The sequence below is a fragment of the Nesterenkonia sp. K-15-9-6 genome (assembly GCF_052656005.1).
The window spans coordinates 1-15,686 of the sequence record NZ_JBQYEY010000006.1; the positions used below are offsets into that span (position 1 = coordinate 1).

General features: G+C 70.3%; 14 protein-coding genes and 3 tRNA genes. 10 read left to right on the forward strand and 7 right to left on the reverse strand.

Features of this window, described 5'->3' with window-relative positions; all coding sequences use genetic code 11:
• Positions 1-176 precede the first annotated feature (176 nt).
• The 6 genes from SD455_RS05275 to SD455_RS05300 all read left to right on the forward strand — a co-directional run bounded on the left by SD455_RS05275 (position 177) and on the right by SD455_RS05300 (position 4,289).
• Positions 177-1,856 carry an ABC transporter substrate-binding protein gene (locus SD455_RS05275; RefSeq protein WP_070158556.1) on the forward strand — a complete coding sequence of 560 codons (1,680 nt, stop codon included), beginning with the start codon at positions 177-179 and terminating at the stop codon, positions 1,854-1,856.
• Between the two features lie 195 nt (positions 1,857-2,051).
• A complete protein-coding gene (locus tag SD455_RS05280) occupies positions 2,052-2,711 on the forward strand; it encodes a DUF624 domain-containing protein (RefSeq protein WP_070158555.1) in 660 nt (219 codons plus the stop codon).
• Positions 2,712-2,821: 110 nt separating this feature from the next.
• A tRNA-Glu gene (locus SD455_RS05285) sits at positions 2,822-2,894 on the forward strand.
• 85 nt (positions 2,895-2,979) lie between these two features.
• Positions 2,980-3,053, forward strand: a tRNA-Asp gene (locus tag SD455_RS05290).
• A gap of 45 nt (positions 3,054-3,098) precedes the next feature.
• Positions 3,099-3,174: transfer RNA gene (locus SD455_RS05295), tRNA-Phe, on the forward strand.
• Between the two features lie 149 nt (positions 3,175-3,323).
• Entirely contained in the window at positions 3,324-4,289 is a 966-nt protein-coding gene (locus SD455_RS05300; protein WP_085437847.1) for a DUF4282 domain-containing protein, read from the forward strand.
• A 105-nt stretch (positions 4,290-4,394) separates the two neighbouring features.
• Here the strand turns inward: SD455_RS05300 and SD455_RS05305 are convergent, their stop codons facing one another.
• The 3 genes from SD455_RS05305 to nadE all read right to left on the reverse strand — a co-directional run bounded on the left by SD455_RS05305 (position 4,395) and on the right by nadE (position 6,385).
• A complete protein-coding gene (locus SD455_RS05305) occupies positions 4,395-5,198 on the reverse strand; it encodes an exodeoxyribonuclease III (protein ID WP_445507443.1) in 804 nt (267 codons plus the stop codon).
• A 13-nt stretch (positions 5,199-5,211) separates the two neighbouring features.
• Positions 5,212-5,490, reverse strand: a complete 279-nt coding sequence (locus tag SD455_RS05310; RefSeq protein ID WP_445507444.1) for a superinfection immunity protein — start codon at positions 5,488-5,490, stop codon at positions 5,212-5,214.
• A 70-nt stretch (positions 5,491-5,560) separates the two neighbouring features.
• The gene (gene nadE / locus SD455_RS05315; protein ID WP_445507445.1) at positions 5,561-6,385 is read right to left on the reverse strand and encodes an ammonia-dependent NAD(+) synthetase; all 825 of its coding nucleotides are present in this window, start codon (positions 6,383-6,385) and stop codon (positions 5,561-5,563) included.
• Positions 6,386-6,578: 193 nt separating this feature from the next.
• Here nadE and SD455_RS05320 point away from each other — a divergent pair, with 193 nt between their 5' ends.
• Entirely contained in the window at positions 6,579-7,544 is a 966-nt protein-coding gene (locus SD455_RS05320) for an arsenic resistance protein (RefSeq protein ID WP_445507446.1), read from the forward strand.
• Between the two features lie 3 nt (positions 7,545-7,547).
• Here SD455_RS05320 and SD455_RS05325 read toward each other — a convergent pair whose 3' ends face one another.
• Complete coding sequence (locus tag SD455_RS05325) at positions 7,548-9,029, reverse strand: potassium/proton antiporter (RefSeq protein WP_085437851.1); 1,482 nt, start codon at positions 9,027-9,029, stop codon at positions 7,548-7,550.
• Between the two features lie 79 nt (positions 9,030-9,108).
• Here SD455_RS05325 and pyrE point away from each other — a divergent pair, with 79 nt between their 5' ends.
• Positions 9,109-9,705: an orotate phosphoribosyltransferase gene (gene pyrE, locus SD455_RS05330; protein WP_070158548.1), complete on the forward strand. Its 597-nt coding sequence runs from the start codon at positions 9,109-9,111 to the stop codon at positions 9,703-9,705.
• A gap of 110 nt (positions 9,706-9,815) precedes the next feature.
• On the forward strand, positions 9,816-11,486 hold the full coding sequence (locus SD455_RS05335) for a dihydroxyacetone kinase subunit DhaK (RefSeq protein ID WP_445507447.1): 1,671 nt from the start codon (positions 9,816-9,818) through the stop codon (positions 11,484-11,486).
• Between the two features lie 170 nt (positions 11,487-11,656).
• On the opposite strand, the gene SD455_RS05340 is transcribed toward SD455_RS05335, so the two are convergent.
• Positions 11,657-12,010 (reverse strand): ArsR/SmtB family transcription factor, encoded by a 354-nt coding sequence (locus SD455_RS05340; RefSeq protein WP_445507448.1) that lies wholly within the window; start codon positions 12,008-12,010, stop codon positions 11,657-11,659.
• 125 nt (positions 12,011-12,135) lie between these two features.
• On the opposite strand from SD455_RS05340, the gene SD455_RS05345 reads away from it, so the two are divergent.
• Positions 12,136-13,506: an FAD-dependent oxidoreductase gene (locus SD455_RS05345; protein ID WP_445507449.1), complete on the forward strand. Its 1,371-nt coding sequence runs from the start codon at positions 12,136-12,138 to the stop codon at positions 13,504-13,506.
• Positions 13,507-13,540: 34 nt separating this feature from the next.
• Here the strand turns inward: SD455_RS05345 and SD455_RS05350 are convergent, their stop codons facing one another.
• Positions 13,541-14,296 carry a response regulator gene (locus tag SD455_RS05350; protein ID WP_237090242.1) on the reverse strand — a complete coding sequence of 252 codons (756 nt, stop codon included), beginning with the start codon at positions 14,294-14,296 and terminating at the stop codon, positions 13,541-13,543.
• Positions 14,293-15,624: a sensor histidine kinase gene (locus tag SD455_RS05355; RefSeq protein ID WP_445507450.1), complete on the reverse strand. Its 1,332-nt coding sequence runs from the start codon at positions 15,622-15,624 to the stop codon at positions 14,293-14,295. Before SD455_RS05355 ends, SD455_RS05350 begins: the two co-directional genes overlap by 4 nt.
• Positions 15,625-15,686: the final 62 nt, after the last annotated feature.

The following is a 15,686-nucleotide window of genomic DNA, read 5'->3' on the forward strand; positions in this document are numbered from 1 at the left end:
TCTGTATCCGTTCCTGCAGAAGTACTTCGTGCGGGGGATCATGCTGGGCTCCGTCAAACAGTGAGGACGCCCGACGGCGCCCACCTCCCCTCCATGACTCTCTGGCGATGTATGTCCAGGTTCACGACGTCCGGGACCCGATGTCCCGGACGCCTTCAGAAAGGAACACTCGCATCATGATCATCACAACCACAGCAGGACAGCGACGTCGGCTGCTGCCGGTCGCCGCCGCTTTGGCGGCAGGGTCCCTGGTCCTCTCGGCCTGCGGCGGCGCGGCCGACGGGGACGCGGACGCCGAGGTCGACATGGAGGAGGTGGGTGTCGGCGCGATGGAGGACTACGACGTCGGCGACACCTTCGTGGCGACCGAGCCGGTGGAGTTCTCGCTGCTCTATCGGGACCACCCGAACTATCCGCTCCGGAACGACTGGTCCTTCTTCGAGCACCTCGAGGAGGACCACAACGTCACCTTGTCCGCTGAGAACGCCCCGCTCTCCGACTGGGAGGAGCGGCGCTCCCTGGTCATCGGAGCCGGAGACGCCCCTGACTTCATCCCCGTCGTCTACCCCGGGGATGAGACCCAGTTCATCTCGGGCGGCGCGCTGCTGCCGGTCAGCGACTATCTGGAGCACATGCCGAACTTCACCCAGAAGGTGGAGGACTGGGGCCTCGAGGAGGACATCGACAGCCTCTACCAGGACGACGGCAAGTTCTACATCCTGCCCGGTCTGCATGAGTCGCCGCAGGACCAGTACTCCGTGGCGGTCCGCTGGGACATCTGGGAGGAGCTCGGCTATGACGAGCCGGAGACCTGGGACGAGTTCGCCGAGCAGCTGCGCGGGGTGAAGGAGGCGTATCCGGACATGGTGCCGTTCTCTGATCGGTGGCAGATGGATGCGACGCTGAGCTTCGCGGCACCCAACTTCGGCACACAGGCCGGTTGGGGGTACAGCGGTGCCTACTGGGACGAGGCTGCTGAGGAGTTCACCTATACAGCTGCTCAGGACGAGTACCGGGACCTGCTCGAGTACTTCCACGGGCTTGTGGACGACGGGCTGATGGACTCCGAGTCCCTGGTCCAGGACGACGATCAGGCCATTCAGAAGTTCGCCTCCGGGCAGTCTGCGGCCATCGGCGGCAACGACCAGGAGATCCTGTCCTATCGCACCTCGATCGAGGAGGTGGGCGAAGACGACATGGAGGTCAGGCTGATCCGGGTTCCGGCCGGCCCCGCAGGGGACATCGCCCCCGGCGGCCAGACCGAATCCGGGCTGGTGCTCTCCTCCTCGGTGGCCGAGCAGGAGAACTTCGTGGCCCTGCTGCAGTTCATCGACTGGCTGTACTACTCCGACGAGGGACTGGAGTTCGCCAAGTGGGGTGTGGAGGGCGAGACCTTCGAGCGTGAGGGCGACGAGCGCGTGCTGGCCGACAGCATCGACATCCACGGGCTGAATCCGGAGGGGGATGAGGAGCTCTCCGCCGACTACGGCTTCCACAACGGCGTCTTCATGCCGGCTCACGGCTCCACCACCGACCTGGTGCAGTCGATGCTGCGTGACGAGGTGGTCGAGTTCCGCGAGTCGATGGCGGACAAGGAGCGGACCCCGGTCGTGCCCGCCACGCCGTTGGACGAGCTCGAGCGGGAGCAGGTCTCCCTGACCGAGACGGCGCTGAACGACACCGTGTCCACGGCCACTGCGCAGTTCATCCTGGGGCAGCGTGACCTCGAGGACTGGGACGCCTTCGTCAGTGAGCTGGAGGGTCAGGGCATGGCCGACTACATCGACAAGCACAATGAGGCCTATGAACGGGCCCAGCAGGAGATCGACGGCGTCGAAGCGGACATGGACCAGTGATCGGTCAGCCCCGGGGCACTGTCCGGCGCGGGTGAGAGGGGACAGCCCGAGGACGTCCGGCGAGTCCGCGCCCGGGTCCGGCTATGAGTCGGCGCCGGGCGCGGACGTCGTCGTGTGGGGTCCTGTGATGGATCATGGTGAACGGCGACGCGTCGAGACGGGCCGTCGGCGACCGAGTGCGCAGGAAGGTGAGGGATGAGCATCATGGACTCGGAGAGGGAGGGCCCGCTGGCGCGGGTCACCAATGCCGTCTATCGGATGATCGTCATCGAAGTGGCGTTCGTGGTGGCCACTCTGCCTGCGCTGATCGGCATCATCCTGCTGGACCAGGATCCGAGCAACATCCCCCTCTACGGGCTCTTCGCCCTCGCGTTCGGCCCGGCCATCACCGCCGGGGTCTACGCCTGGCGGGCGGACGCCGACATCATCCCCTGGCTGCGGTACTGGAAGGGATGGGTCGAAGGCTTCCGGCAGACGATGGTCGTCTGGGCCCCCGCCGTGATCTTCGCCACACTGGCCGCCTTCAATGCGGCCTTCGCGCAGGTGCCCGGCGCGATCCTGCTGGGCGGGGCAGTGGTGGCGGGCGCCGTCGTGCTCGTGGCGGTGGCGATGCTCGTGATCATCGCGACCTTCGACTTCCGCACTCGGGACCTGTTCAGTGTGGTGATGTACGGGGTGGCCTCCGCCCCGCTCGCCGCCCTGGGGGTGCTGGGGCTGTTCGTGGTGGTCGGTGCCGTGGTGGTGCTGTGGTCCGACTGGGTCGGGGTGCTCCTGGCCTCGGTGTTCCTGTGGCTGCTGGCCCGCACCGTGCGCCCCATGCTGGTGCAGATCCGGCAGGATCTCGTCGCCGGGTGAGCATGCCCGCCGGAGTGCGGAACGTGCCGGGGTGGCGACGCCGGCCGACGTGTGATTTGCTGGCTGGTACGGCCTGCGCCTAGAATTTCAGTGGTCCACCACGGGATCGCGCCCCCATCGTCTAGCGGCCTAGGACACCGCCCTTTCACGGCGGCGGCACGGGTTCGAATCCCGTTGGGGGTACTGCGAAGCTCCGATTTGGAGCCCAGCGAGAAGCTCTGATAGAGTTTCTAACCGTGCCAAGCGGCACGGACAACTGAAAAAGCAAGGCCCAGTGGCGCAGTTGGTTAGCGCGCCACCCTGTCACGGTGGAGGTCGCGGGTTCAAGTCCCGTCTGGGTCGCTCCAGCTCTCGGAGGAGAGTGAAGTCATCTTGTGATGGCGCCCCGGCTCTGTAGCTCAGTTGGTAGAGCGTTCGACTGAAAATCGAAAGGTCACCGGATCGACGCCGGTCGGAGCCACCACCCGAAACCCCCGCTTCCGGCGGGGGTTTCGTCGTGTCTGGGGTCCGTATGACGCGCCCCGGCCTCAGCCCCGCCGAGACATCGACTGCTGAGCGCTGACTCGTATAGGTTGTGAAGTGAATGACGCGACGCAGACCTCAGGAGGCGCCATGACGCAGCAGCCCGGACACCCCGGCCCCGACGACCACCACGACCAGAACGGGGAGCAGGCCTCTGAGGGCACCCCCGAGCAGCAGGGAGAGCAGCAGACCCAGCCGTACCCGGAGCCCGGCTTCCCCGGGGCGCAGGAGCCCACCCCGGAGCCCACCGCCGACGCCGTCTCCGGAGCCTCAGCCTCCTCGGCCGCCGAGACCGGTCAGCCCTTCGACCAGCAGCTGCCCCCTGAGCAGCAGCCTCAGCCGGGCTACGGGCAGAACCCCTACGAGGGGCAGCACCCGAACCACTACGACGCCGCCCAGCACGGTCAGGGCTACGACCCGCACCAGCAGGGCCACCCCGGCGCGCAGCAGGGCTATGGACAGCCCGCCCAGGAGGGGCACGGTGCCTACGAGCAGCCCCAGCCGGGCTACTACGGCCAGCAGGCCGCCGCTGACCAGCAGGCCCAGTCCGCCGCCTCGGCGCAGCCCGCCTACGGCTACGGCCAGCAGCCCGACCCTTACGCCCATCAGCCCGGCTACGGGCAGCAGCAGTACGGCGGCCAGCCCTATGGGCAGCAGTACGAGCAGCAGTACCAGCAGCAGTATGCCCAGCAGCCCGGCGGGGCCCCGGCGCCGGCCGGTCGCCCGAACACGGTGGAGGGCAAGGGCTTCTTCGGTGCGCTGTTCGACTTCAGCTTCCAGAGCTTCGTCTCGGTGAAGTTCGCCAAGTTCATCTACATCATCCTGCTGGCGTTCCTGGGCCTGGCCTGGTTGGTGTCCATCATCGCCGGATTCGGCGTGGATGCGATCGCGGGCCTGCTGGCCCTGTTGCTGGGCTGGATCCCCCTGGTGATCTACCTGATCCTGTTCCGCGTGACCCTCGAATTCATCATCTCGATGGTCCGCACCTCGCAGAACACCGCCGGTGTGCGCACGGAGCTGGAGGACCTGCGACAGGACCTCCGCGACCGGTCCTGAGCACTGAGTCTCTGGACGACGACGGCGCCCGCACCCTCGACAGGGGGCGGGCGCCGTCGTCGTCTGCTGTGATGCCCGGAGCGGATGCGGCCCCGGGTGCGGGCGTCAGCGCAGGTCCACCACCACGGGGGCGTGGTCCGAGGCGCCCTTGCCCTTGCGCTCCTCGCGGTCGATGAACGCCGAGTCCACGCGTTCGGCCAGGGCCGGGCTGGCGAGCACGAAGTCGATGCGCATGCCCTCCTTCTTCGGGAAGCGGAGCTTCGTGTAGTCCCAGTAGGTGTACACGCCCGGGCCCGGGGTGTGGGGCCGCACGACGTCGGCATAGCCGGCCTCCAGGAAGCCGCGGAACGCCTCGCGCTCCGGCTCGGAGACATGGGTCAGCCCCTCGGCCCGGAAGTAGTCGATGTCCCAGACGTCGTCGTCCTGCGGAGCGATGTTCCAGTCGCCCATCAGCGCCACCTGGGCCTGCGGGTCATCGGTCAGCCACGTCTCGGCGTGCTCCCGCAGCTGGTGCAGCCAGGCGAGCTTGTAGACCATGTGCTCGTCCTCCAGCGCCCGTCCGTTGGGGACGTAGAGGCTCCAGATGCGCACCCCGCCGCAGGTGGCGGCGATCGCACGAGCCTCCTGGATGGGGTCCTTGCCGCCCTTGCCGAAGGCGGGCTGATCCGGGAAGGTCCGCTCGACGTCGGACAGCCCCACCCGCGAGGCGATGGCCACTCCGTTCCACTGGTTCAGCCCGAAGTGGGCGACGTCGTAGCCGTTGTGCTCGAAGACCTCCCAGGGGAAGTTGTCATCCTTGCACTTGGTCTCCTGGATGGCGAGGACGTCCACGTCCGTACGGTCCAGCCAGGCCTCCACCCGGTCAGCCCGGGCGCGCATCGAGTTCACATTCCAGGTCGCGATTCTCACGGAGGTCACGCTATCAGCCGCGCCAGCTCCCCTGCGGCGGATGCGGAACGTGCTGGTGCTGGACGTAGACCTGAGCGGGCTGGGGCTTCGAGCCGCAGGCCATCACCAGAGCCACCACCCACCCGATGAACGACCATCCGAGCAGCAGGTTCACCAGGAAGACGCCGCCCAGGTTGTGGCTGCGGATCATGGCGATGAGGGACGGCAGGAAATAGACGGCCAGGGCGACGAGCCCGACGACGACGATGACGATGCCCACGATGGCGCCTTCGGCGCCGTTCATCCCGAACATGGGTGCCTCTCTGTGGTGCGGGAGATGTCAGTCCAGGGTACTCGGGCGCCAGCGGCCTGTCTCAACGGGATCAGCTGCGCCACCAGGTGTCCTGGATGGTCACCGGCAGGGCGCGCTTGTGACGGGTGGCCAGGTAGCGTCGTTCGATGATCTCGGCGAAGTCCGTCGGGACCTCGCGGCCCTCCAGGTAGTCGTCGATGTCGTCGTAGCTCATGCCCAGCTCGGTCTCGTCCAGCTGGCCCGGGTTCTCATCCAACAGGTCAGCGGTGGGGGCCTTCGACCACAGGGCCTCATCCGCTCCCAGATGCTTCAGGATCTGGCGGACCTGACGCTTGTTCAGGGTGAACAGGGGCAGCACGTCGGCGCCGCCGTCGCCGTGCTTGGTGAAGAACCCCGTGATGGACTCCGCCGCATGGTCGGTGCCGACCACCAGGCCCCCGTGCTCGCCGGCGATCGCATACTGGGCCGTCATGCGCAGGCGGGCCTTCACGTTGCCGCGGTGGTAGTCCTCCATGGGCCGGCCCATGGTCTCGGCGTAGGCTGCGTCGAGGCCGGTCACGGCCTGTTCGATGTTGACCGTGTGCACGTGGTCGGCGCCGATGAACTCCACCGCGCGGGCGGCGTCGTCCTCATCATGCTGGACACCATGGGGGAGTCGGACCGCATGGAACCGGACCTCATGGCCCGCATCCCGCAGCCTCTCAGCCGCCCGCTGGGCCAATGCCCCGGCCAGTGTGGAGTCCACACCGCCGGAGATCCCCAGCACCAGGGAGCGGCCGCGGGCGCTGAGCAGGTAGTCCGCCAGGAATCTGACCCGGCGCTCGACCTCCTCCGCGGGATCGATCTCCGGCTTGACACCCATCTCGGTGATGATCGCAGTCTGCAGCTCACGCATGCCGCCGAGTCTACCGAGCCGCGTGTCACAGGCATATGACGGCTCGGGGGCCACGTCACCGGGGCCCAGTAGGCTGAGGCTCAGGAAGTGCCGACGGCGGAGGAGGCATCGTATGACGTCCTGCGAGGTGCTGGACGTGCAGAAGGCCGTCGCAGCCCATCGAGACTACGACTCCGAGAGCGGCTGACCGCTGGTGGAGGTCGCACAGCTGACCTGGGCGGAGCGGCTCCAAGGCTTCCTCGTGGCCGGGGCGGCCCTGCTGGGGCTCAGCCTCGGCTCCGTGGACCAGATCTCCGGGCTCGGCGAGCACATCGTGCTGCCGGCCCTGCTGGTGATGCTCGCCGCCTTCTTCGTCCAGGTCGACGTCGGTAGTGTCGGTGACGTCAGCCGCGCCCGGCGGCTCGTGGGGGCCAGCCTCGTGATGAACTACCTCTTCACGCCCCTGGTCGCCTGGGCGCTCGGAGCCGGGCTGCTGGGCGCCCAGCCTGACCTGCGCATCGGGCTGCTGCTCCTGCTGGTCACCCCCTGCACCGACTGGTACCTGGTATTCACCGCGCTGGCCCGCGGGCACACCGGCATCGCCGTCGCCCTGCTGCCGGTGAACCTGGTCCTCCAGCTGATGCTGCTGCCCGTCTACGTGCTGCTCCTGGGCGGTGAGGCAGCCCCTGTGGAAGCAGGGGTTCTGGTGGAGGCCGTGGCGCTGGTGCTGCTGGTGCCGTTGGCTGCGGCGACGATCCTGCGGAGGACTGCGGGAAGGGTGGGCGGAGCCTCGGCCCGCCGCCGGCTCGACCGGTGGGCGTCCCGGAGCACGCTGCCGCTGCTCTGCCTGGCTGTGGGCGCCATGTTCGCCTGGCAGGCGGAGACGGTGTGGACGGCAGGAGGGACGCTGCTGATGCTGCTCCCGCCGCTTCTGGCGTGGTTCGTCCTGATGCCGCTGATCGCCACCGTGGTCTCCCGGCTGCTGGGGCTGCCGGGAGAGCAGCGGGTGACGCTGACGATGGTCACCGTGGCGCGGAACTCTCCCATCGCCCTGGGCATCGCCGTGGCGGCCTTCCCCGACCAGCCGCTCATCGCGCTGGCCCTGGTGGTCGGCCCGCTCATCGAGCTGCCAGCATTGGCGATGCTGGCGCCGCTGGTACGGCCGCGCGGCTCCCGGTGAGGGTCACGTTCCCTGGTCAGGGTCCTTCGTCTGCAGCCCGCGGAAGTAGGCCTCCACGTTCGCCCGGTGCTCAGCCGGCGCGACGACCAGCAGCTCGTCATACAGCTGGAGGGCGGTGCGCCCATCGGGCACGAAGGCCGAGCCGGCGCGGATGACCAGCGAGATGTCGGCGCTCTCCGGAAGATCCAGGTGCTTCAGCGGCATGCCCTCCAGAGCGCAGTGTCCGGTCAGCTTCACTTTCACGAGGTCCGCTCGCTGCTCGTCCAGCGGAGCGGGCTCCAGGGTCACCGCGGTGGCCGCCGTGTCCTCGACGAGCCCCAGCCGTCGGGCCACCCACGGCAGGGAGGGGGCCTGGATCGCCGTGTAGGCGATGACGAAGACCAGGACGACGTCGAACAGCCTGTCCGCATCCTCCATCTGGGCGGCCATCGGGACAGTGGCCAGAATGATGGGCACCGCCCCGCGCAGCCCCGCCCACGAGAGGAACGCCTGCTCTCGCCAGGGCACCCGGAACCAGACGGCGCAGAGGACCACCGCCACCGGGCGCACCACGAACGTCAGGAAGAGTCCGGCGGTGAAGCCCAGCAGGACGACATCCCAGGTGATCCGGCTGGGGCTGGCAAGCAGCCCGAGCATCACGAACAGGCCGATCTGAGCCAGCCAGCCCGTTCCTTCGGCGAATGCCTGCGTGGCGCGTCGATGGGGGAGCCTCCCGTTGCCCAGCACCATGGCGCAGATGTAGACGGCGGCGAACCCGGAGACGCTGATCTGGGTGGCGATGCCGTAGGCCAACACGGACCAGGCCAGCGCAGCCAGGGGATAGAGGCCGGCAGCAGGAAGGGCGAAGCGGCGCAGGACGAACACTCCCAGCGCCCCCAGCATCACGCCCAGCACGATGCCGCCCACCAGTTGCGCCAGGATCAGCAGCGCCACACCGGGGATGCCGCCCGGCTGGGGCGCCCCGACAGCGGCCGCTGTGGCCGCCGCGACGATGAGCACGGTCGGAGCATCGTTGAGCCCCGACTCGCCTTCGAGGGCGGACCGCACGCGGGCTGGCAGGGGGATGCCACGCAGGACCGAGAAGACGGCGGCGGCGTCTGTGCCCGCATTCACGGCGCCGAAGAGCAGGGCCAGGAGCAGGGGAAGGCCGAGCGCGTAGTGGCCGATGAGGGTCATCAGCCCGATGGTGACCACGACGCCGACGCTGGCCAGGACCGCGGAGAGTCCGATCGTGGGCCGGATGTCCTCCCATTTCGTGCTGAGCCCACCTTCCGCCAGGATCAGCGTCAGCGCGGCATAGCCGAGCCCTTGGGCGATGACGGCGTCGTCGAAATGGAGCCCGACTCCCGACTCGCCCAGGATGATGCCGACCAGCAGGAACAGCAGCAGCGCGGGAAGACCCAACCTCGTGCCCACCCGCACTCCGCCGATGGCGACCAGCAGGACGAGCGGTGCGAGCAGCATGAAGAGGTTGATGAGGTCCATGGCTTCCATTCTTTCAGACCGCCGACCTGGAGCTCCGTGGGGCACTGGTCAGCGGAGCCGCCACCAGTAGGATGGCCCCATGATCTCCAGCACCACCGGCAGCAGCACGGACGTGTCCACTCCCAGCGCCGAGCGCCGTCGGCTCAAGCAGCTCATCAGTGAGCTCGCCGTCGTCCGCGGGAAGGTGACCCTCTCCTCCGGCAAGGAGGCCGACTACTACATCGACCTGCGCCGCATCACGCTCCACCATGAGGCCTCGCGCCTGGTGGGCCGGGTCATGATGCGCCTGCTCGACGACGCCGGCATCGACTACGTGGCCGCCGGCGGTCTGACCATGGGGGCGGACCCGGTGGCCACCGCCATCATGCACGCCGCCCACGAGCAGGGCCGGGCCGTCGACGCCTTCGTGGTGCGCAAGGCCCAGAAGTCCTACGGCATGGGCCGGCAGGTGGAGGGCCCGAACGTGGAGGGCCGGAAGGTCGTGGTCCTGGAGGACACCTCCACTACGGGCGGCTCCGCGCTGACCGCTGTGGAGGGAGTGCGCAACGCCGGCGGCCTGGTGCAGGCAGTGGCGGTCATCGTGGACCGCGACACCGGCGCCCGGGAACACATCGAGGACTCCGCCGGGGTGCCGTACCTCTTCGCGTACTCCAAGTCCGACCTCGGACTCGACTGACCTCCTCCCGACGACGCTCCGGCCCGGGCGGCTCGTGAACGGGTCGCGGTCCAGCGGCGACGCGCGGGAGGCATGAGGAACTGACGGACCACTCTGGATGGAGGAAGACCGTGGCCTTCTACAACTCCCGCGCGCACATGGTGCCTGAGATGCTCTCCGCGCTGCTGTCCACCGCCGAGATCGATCGGCTCGGCACGTCGGACGGCACCGCCGTGCTCGTCCGCCGCGGGCATGATCCGCAGGCCGGGGTCGCCGTGATCAGCGGCGGCGGCTCCGGGCATGAACCGGCCCATGCCGGGTTCCTCGGCGACGGCATGCTCGCCGCCGCCGTCCCCGGCTCACTGTTCGCCTCCCCGCCGGTCAGCGCCGTGTTGGAGGCGATCCGGGCGGTCACCGGGCCGGCCGGCTGTGTGCTGATCATCAAGAACTACACCGGCGACCGGCTCAACTTCGGCCTGGCCGCCGAGCGGGCCCGCGAGGAAGGCCTGGACGTGCGTACCGTCCTGGTGGCCGACGACGTCTCCCTGCCGGAGATCGAGCAGCCCCGCGGGTTGGCCGGCACCGTGCTGGTGCACAAGGTCGCCGGCCATCTGGCGGCCGCCGGGGCCTCCGTGGAGCAGGTGGCCGAGGCCGCGCAGCGGATCGCCGACGGTCTGCGCACCATCGGACTGGCCCTCACCCCGGCCACCCTGCCCGGCGAGGACACGGAGCCCACCCGCGGGGCGGAGCTGGGGCTGGGCATCCACAACGAGCCGGGCGCCCGGGAGGTCGACGTCGACGGCGCCGCCGGTGCGGTGCAACAGGTGCTCGACGCCCTCGATGCCGATGAGTTCGTCCGCACGTCCGAGCACGGGGTGGTCGCTGTGCTCAACGACCTGGGCGGCTGCTCCCCGCAGGAGGGTCTGGTGCTCACCCACGAGCTGCTCGACCGGCTCGGCCGCGACGCCGTCACCCGCCTGCTGGGGCCCGCCCGCCTGATGACCTCCCTGGACATGCACGGCTTCTCCGTGACCCTCGCCCCGGCCAGCGAGGAGCTGGTCGCCGCGCTGGACGCCCCGACGACGGCGCCCGGCTGGGTGCGGCCCAGCAGTCCGTGCGCCCCGCAGAAGGTTCCGGGCGTGGGTGTGGCCACCGGCGAGGTGGCCGCTGTGGTCGCCGAGGCCACGCCGCGCACCCAGGACGGACGCCTGGAGGACGCCGTGGCCGCGGCATGCCGGGCCCTGGAGTCCGCGCAGCGGGAGCTCGACGAGCTGGACCGTGCCGCCGGGGACGCCGACGCCGGCACCACATTCGCCGCCGGGGCGCAGGCGGTGCGCGGGCTGGTGGAGTCCGGGGACCTCGGCTTCGCCGACCCGGCCGCCGCGATGCGCCGGATCGCCCGCACTCTGGAGACCGCGATGGGCGGCTCCTCCGGGGTGCTGCTGGCCATCCTCGCCACCGCCGCCGGACGCAGCCTCGAGACTGACGGCCGGGCGGACTGGTCCGGCGCGCTCGCCGAGGGGATCGCCGCAGTGCAGCACCATGGCGGCGCCGCCGAAGGGGACCGCACCATGCTGGATGCGCTGATCCCCGCCCAGCGGGCGCTCGCCGAGGGTGACGGCGTCGTGGTCCCCGCGGCGGTGGCTCAGGCGGCCGCAGCAGGTGCCGAGGCGACGGCGACCCTCACTGCGCGCGCGGGCCGGGCGGCCTATGTGCCGGACTCAGCCACCCAGGGCTCCCCGGATGCAGGGGCCGCCGCCGTCGCGAAGCTGGTGCGAGCACTGGCGGATTCGCTCAGCTGACCGGAACAGGCGGGGTCCCGGTGCGTCGAGGGGTCATTCTCCCGTGCGACATCCCTGACATGACGCGCGTCAGCGAGCGGGCAAGCGCCGGAATGTGACTCCTCGTCCCTCAAGGATGGGCGGGCTCAAGGATGGGCGGGCTCAAGGGTGGATGACGCCCAGGGGCAGGATCACGCCGCAGTCTCCCGTCGGCGGCGAAGAAGGGACCCGAATTCATCGAGCGCGGGGCGCTGGACCGCGTAGTACGCCCAGCGGCCGCGCTGGGTGCGGGTGAGCAGCCCCGCCTCGACGAGGATCTTCAGGTGGTGAGAGACCGTGGGCTGGGACAGTCCCAGCGGTGCGGTGAGGTCGCAGACGCAGGCTTCGCCGTCCTCGGTGTGCTCGATCAGGGACAGCAGGCGCAGCCGCACGGGATCCGCCACAGCTTTGAACACGGCGGCCAGGGGTTCGGCCTCCTCGGCGGTCAGCGGGCCCTGGAAGGTGGGCAGGCAGCAGGCGCTGTCGGCCGGCGTCGAGGTGCTCATGGAGTCATCGTAGCTCACGTATTGACGAATTTCGATGGGTGACCCTAGAGTCTCTCGTATCGAAGTCTGTCTATGTGTCCTGGTGTCATGTCGGCTCCAGATGACGCCGACCCTGAGGAGACCCCATGCAGCACACGACCAGCACCGCTCCCTCTGCTCCCTCCGCTGCGGACGCGCTGCCGGTCGCGGTCATCGGTGCCGGCCCGGTGGGCCTCGCCGCCGCGGCGCACCTGCTGGAGCACGGGATCGAGCCGCTGATCCTGGAGGCCGGCGACGACGTCGGCGCCGCCATCCGGCAGTGGGGCCACATCCGACTGTTCTCGCCGTGGCGCTACGACCTCGACTCCGCCTCCACCCGCCTGCTGGAAGCCGCTGGTTGGGAGCCGCCGCGGCCCACCGCGCTGCCCTGGGGGCGGGAGATCGTGGAGGACTACCTGGAACCGCTGGCCCAGGTGCCCGCCATCCGTGACCGTCTGCGCACACGCTCCCGCGTGGTGGCCGTGACCCGCGGATCCCGGGACAAGACCCATGTCCGGGGTCGTGAAGGTGCGCCGTTCGTCCTGCGCGTCCAGCGGCGCACCGAGGCCGGACTGCAGGTCGACGAGGTCCGCGCCCGCGCGGTCATCGACGCCACCGGCACCTGGAGCGCCCCCAATCCCCTCGGCGCGGCCGGGCTGCCGGCGCTCGGGGAAGACGCACCCGGCGTCGTGCCGCACCTGACGGGAGCTCTGCCAGATGTGCTCGGTGAGGAGCGGCAGCGGTTCGCCGGCCGGCACACGCTGGTGGTCGGTGCCGGGCACAGTGCGACCAACACGCTGCTGAACCTCGCCCAGCTCGCCCGGGAGGAGCCCGGCACCCAGGTCCACTGGGCGATCCGCGGGCAGGACCCTGGCCGGACCTACGGCGGGCGCGACGCGGACGGCTTGCCGGCCCGCGGAATGCTCGGCACCCGGCTGCAGCGCGCGGTCGAATCCGGCGCCGTCCAGCTGCACGCGCAGGCGTCGGTCTCTGCGCTGCGCCCGGTCGAGGACGGGAAGGGGCACGGCGTCGTCGTCACCGTCGGTGATGGCGACTCGGCCCGCGAACTCACGGTGGACACCGTGGTGGCGGCCACCGGATTCCGCCCCGAACTGGACATGCTGCGCGAGCTGCGCCTGGAGCTCGACCCCGCCGTGGAGGCGCCGGTGCGCCTGGCGCCGCTCATCGACCCGGAGATCCACTCCTGCGGCACGGTCCCCGCCCACGGGGCAGACGTCCTGGCCCACCCCGAGGATGGGTTCTTCCTGGCCGGCATGAAGTCCTACGGGCGAGCGCCGACGTTCCTGCTGGCCACCGGCTATGAGCAGGTCAGGTCCATCGCCGCGCACCTGGCCGGCGACGACGCCGCCGCCCGCGACCTGGCCCTGCCGGAGACCGGGGTCTGCTCGGTGGCGGCGCCCGAGCCGGAGCTGATCGGCGTCCCCACCGGGGTGGCGCACGGTCGCACCGGGGACTGACGCGGGTCCGACGCATCAGGCGCAGCCCTTCCGGTCAGGTGAGGCCCGCCTCCCGGGCGTGGATCGCCGCCTGCATCCGCGAACTCAGGTGCAGCTTCGCCAGCACGCTGGAGACATGCGTCTTCACCGTGGCCAGGCTGATCACCAGCTCCTCGGCGATCTGCGCGTTGGAGAGCCCGCGGCCGAGCGCCCGCAGGACGTCGAGCTCCCGCGGGGTGAGCTCCCCGAACGCTCTCTCGGTGCCGTCGGCGACACTCGCGGGGGATCCCGGCGACCTGCCGGATGCGCTGGCGGTGACGGCGTCCGTTCCTGTGACCGGTGCGCCCTCGTCGGCCACGAACGTGCGCAGCAGCCGGCGCGTGACCTCCGGTGCGATGACGCCGTCTCCGGCGGCGATGCGACGGATCGCGTCCAATAGTTCCTGCGGGTCGGCGGACTTCAGCAGGAACCCGGCGGCCCCGGCCCGTAGGGCGCCGAACACCACCTCGTCCAGGTCGAAGGTCGTCAGCATCAGCACCTCTCCGGTGCTGGCCTGGACGACCTGTCGTGTGGCGGCGATGCCGTCGGTGCCCGGCATCCGTGCGTCCATGATGACCACGTCCGGGCGCAGGGACTGTGCCTGCTGCACGGCGACGGCACCGTCGGCGGCCTCACCGATCACCTCGATGTCCGCCGCCGTCTCCAGCAGCAGTCGCAGCCCGGCCCGGATGCTGGGGTGGTCATCGGCGAGCAGCACGCGGACGGGCGGCGTTCCGTCGTCGGCGTGCGGGGTGGGGAAGGGCATGCTCATCGTCTCCGTCCTCGGGGAAGGTCTGCCGTCAGCACCCAGAGGTCCCCGTCGCGGCCCGCCTGAAGCGTGCCGCCGGCCTGGGCGAGCCGTTCCCGCATGGTGATGATCCCCGTGCCGGTGGCCAGTGCCGGGGAAGGTCCTCTGCCGACAGGGGCGTCTGGCACGCCGTTGGTCACTCGCAGGCGCATCTGGTGCGGAGTCTCGGTGAACTCCACCCGAGCGGCGCCGTCCCCGTGGGCCGCCGCGTTGGTCAGCGCCTCCTGCAGCACCCGGGAGAGGACTCCCCGGATGCCGGAGCGGGTCGGCTCGTCCCCGCGCGGAACCTCGCCGGAGATCTGCAGCGACAGGCCGCGGCTGCGGGCGACCTCCACCACGTGCTCGAGGGACGGCGGAGCCAGCAGCTCGGAGCTCTGGGCGTCGCGGCTCTGGGCGTCGCGGCCCTCCGGGACGCCCTCGGGGGACTCGGCGTCCTGGCCACGCAGCAGGTTCACCATGGTCCGCAGGTCCTCCAGGGCGGTGACGGACGTCCGCCGCACCTCCTCGAGGGCGCGGCGGTCGCGGTCCTGGTCAGGGGAGCCGGCAAGCGCCGCCCCGGAGTGCAGGGCGATGGCCGAGACATGCGAGGAGATCACATCGTGGAGCTCGCGGGCCATCCGCTGGCGTTCCGCGGCCACCGCCCGGCGCCGGTCCAGCTCATGCACCCGCACCAGCGCCGCGTGCCGTTCCGCGTCGAGCCGGTCCCGTTCAGCGGCGAGCGGCCCCAGGGGATATCCCCGGCGGACCTCCACAGACCACCACAGCGGAAGCAGCAGGACGCTGCCGATCAGCAGCGTCGCGGAGACCGCCGTGCCGGCGTCCCCGTCGGCCGCGAACAGCACGACGCCGCCGGCGAGCATCAGGGCCGCGAACACCCCCGCCAGCCAGGACAGGGAGCGGCGTCCTCCGCGCAGACCGAAGAAGTAGATGAGGTCGGCCAGGCACAGCCAGATCCCGACGCTTCCACCGATGGCCAGATCGGCCAGTACGCAGAGGCCTCCCGCCAGCAGCGCCGTCAGAGGCGCCGCCGGCTTGACGATCATCGCCGCGCCGATCACGGCCAGTGGCCCCAGATGCCACCACCAGACGGGGCCCGGTCCGAGAGAGTCCAGCCACGGCGTGGGCAGCAGACCCCGCAACTGGACCGCCAGCAGCCCGAGGGCGGCCGCCAGCGTCACGACGGTCTGGACCTGATCGCGGCGCCGCAGAGGGTCCGGCCAGGTGGGCCGTCGACCCCGGCGAGGCGGACTGCCGTCGTCGGAGGCCCTGCGCAGGCCGGGGGAGGAGTCCATGACGCCATCTCACCACAGCGCGGGCGCCTGGTCCTCCGACCAAAGTCTGAGGAGCGGGTCAG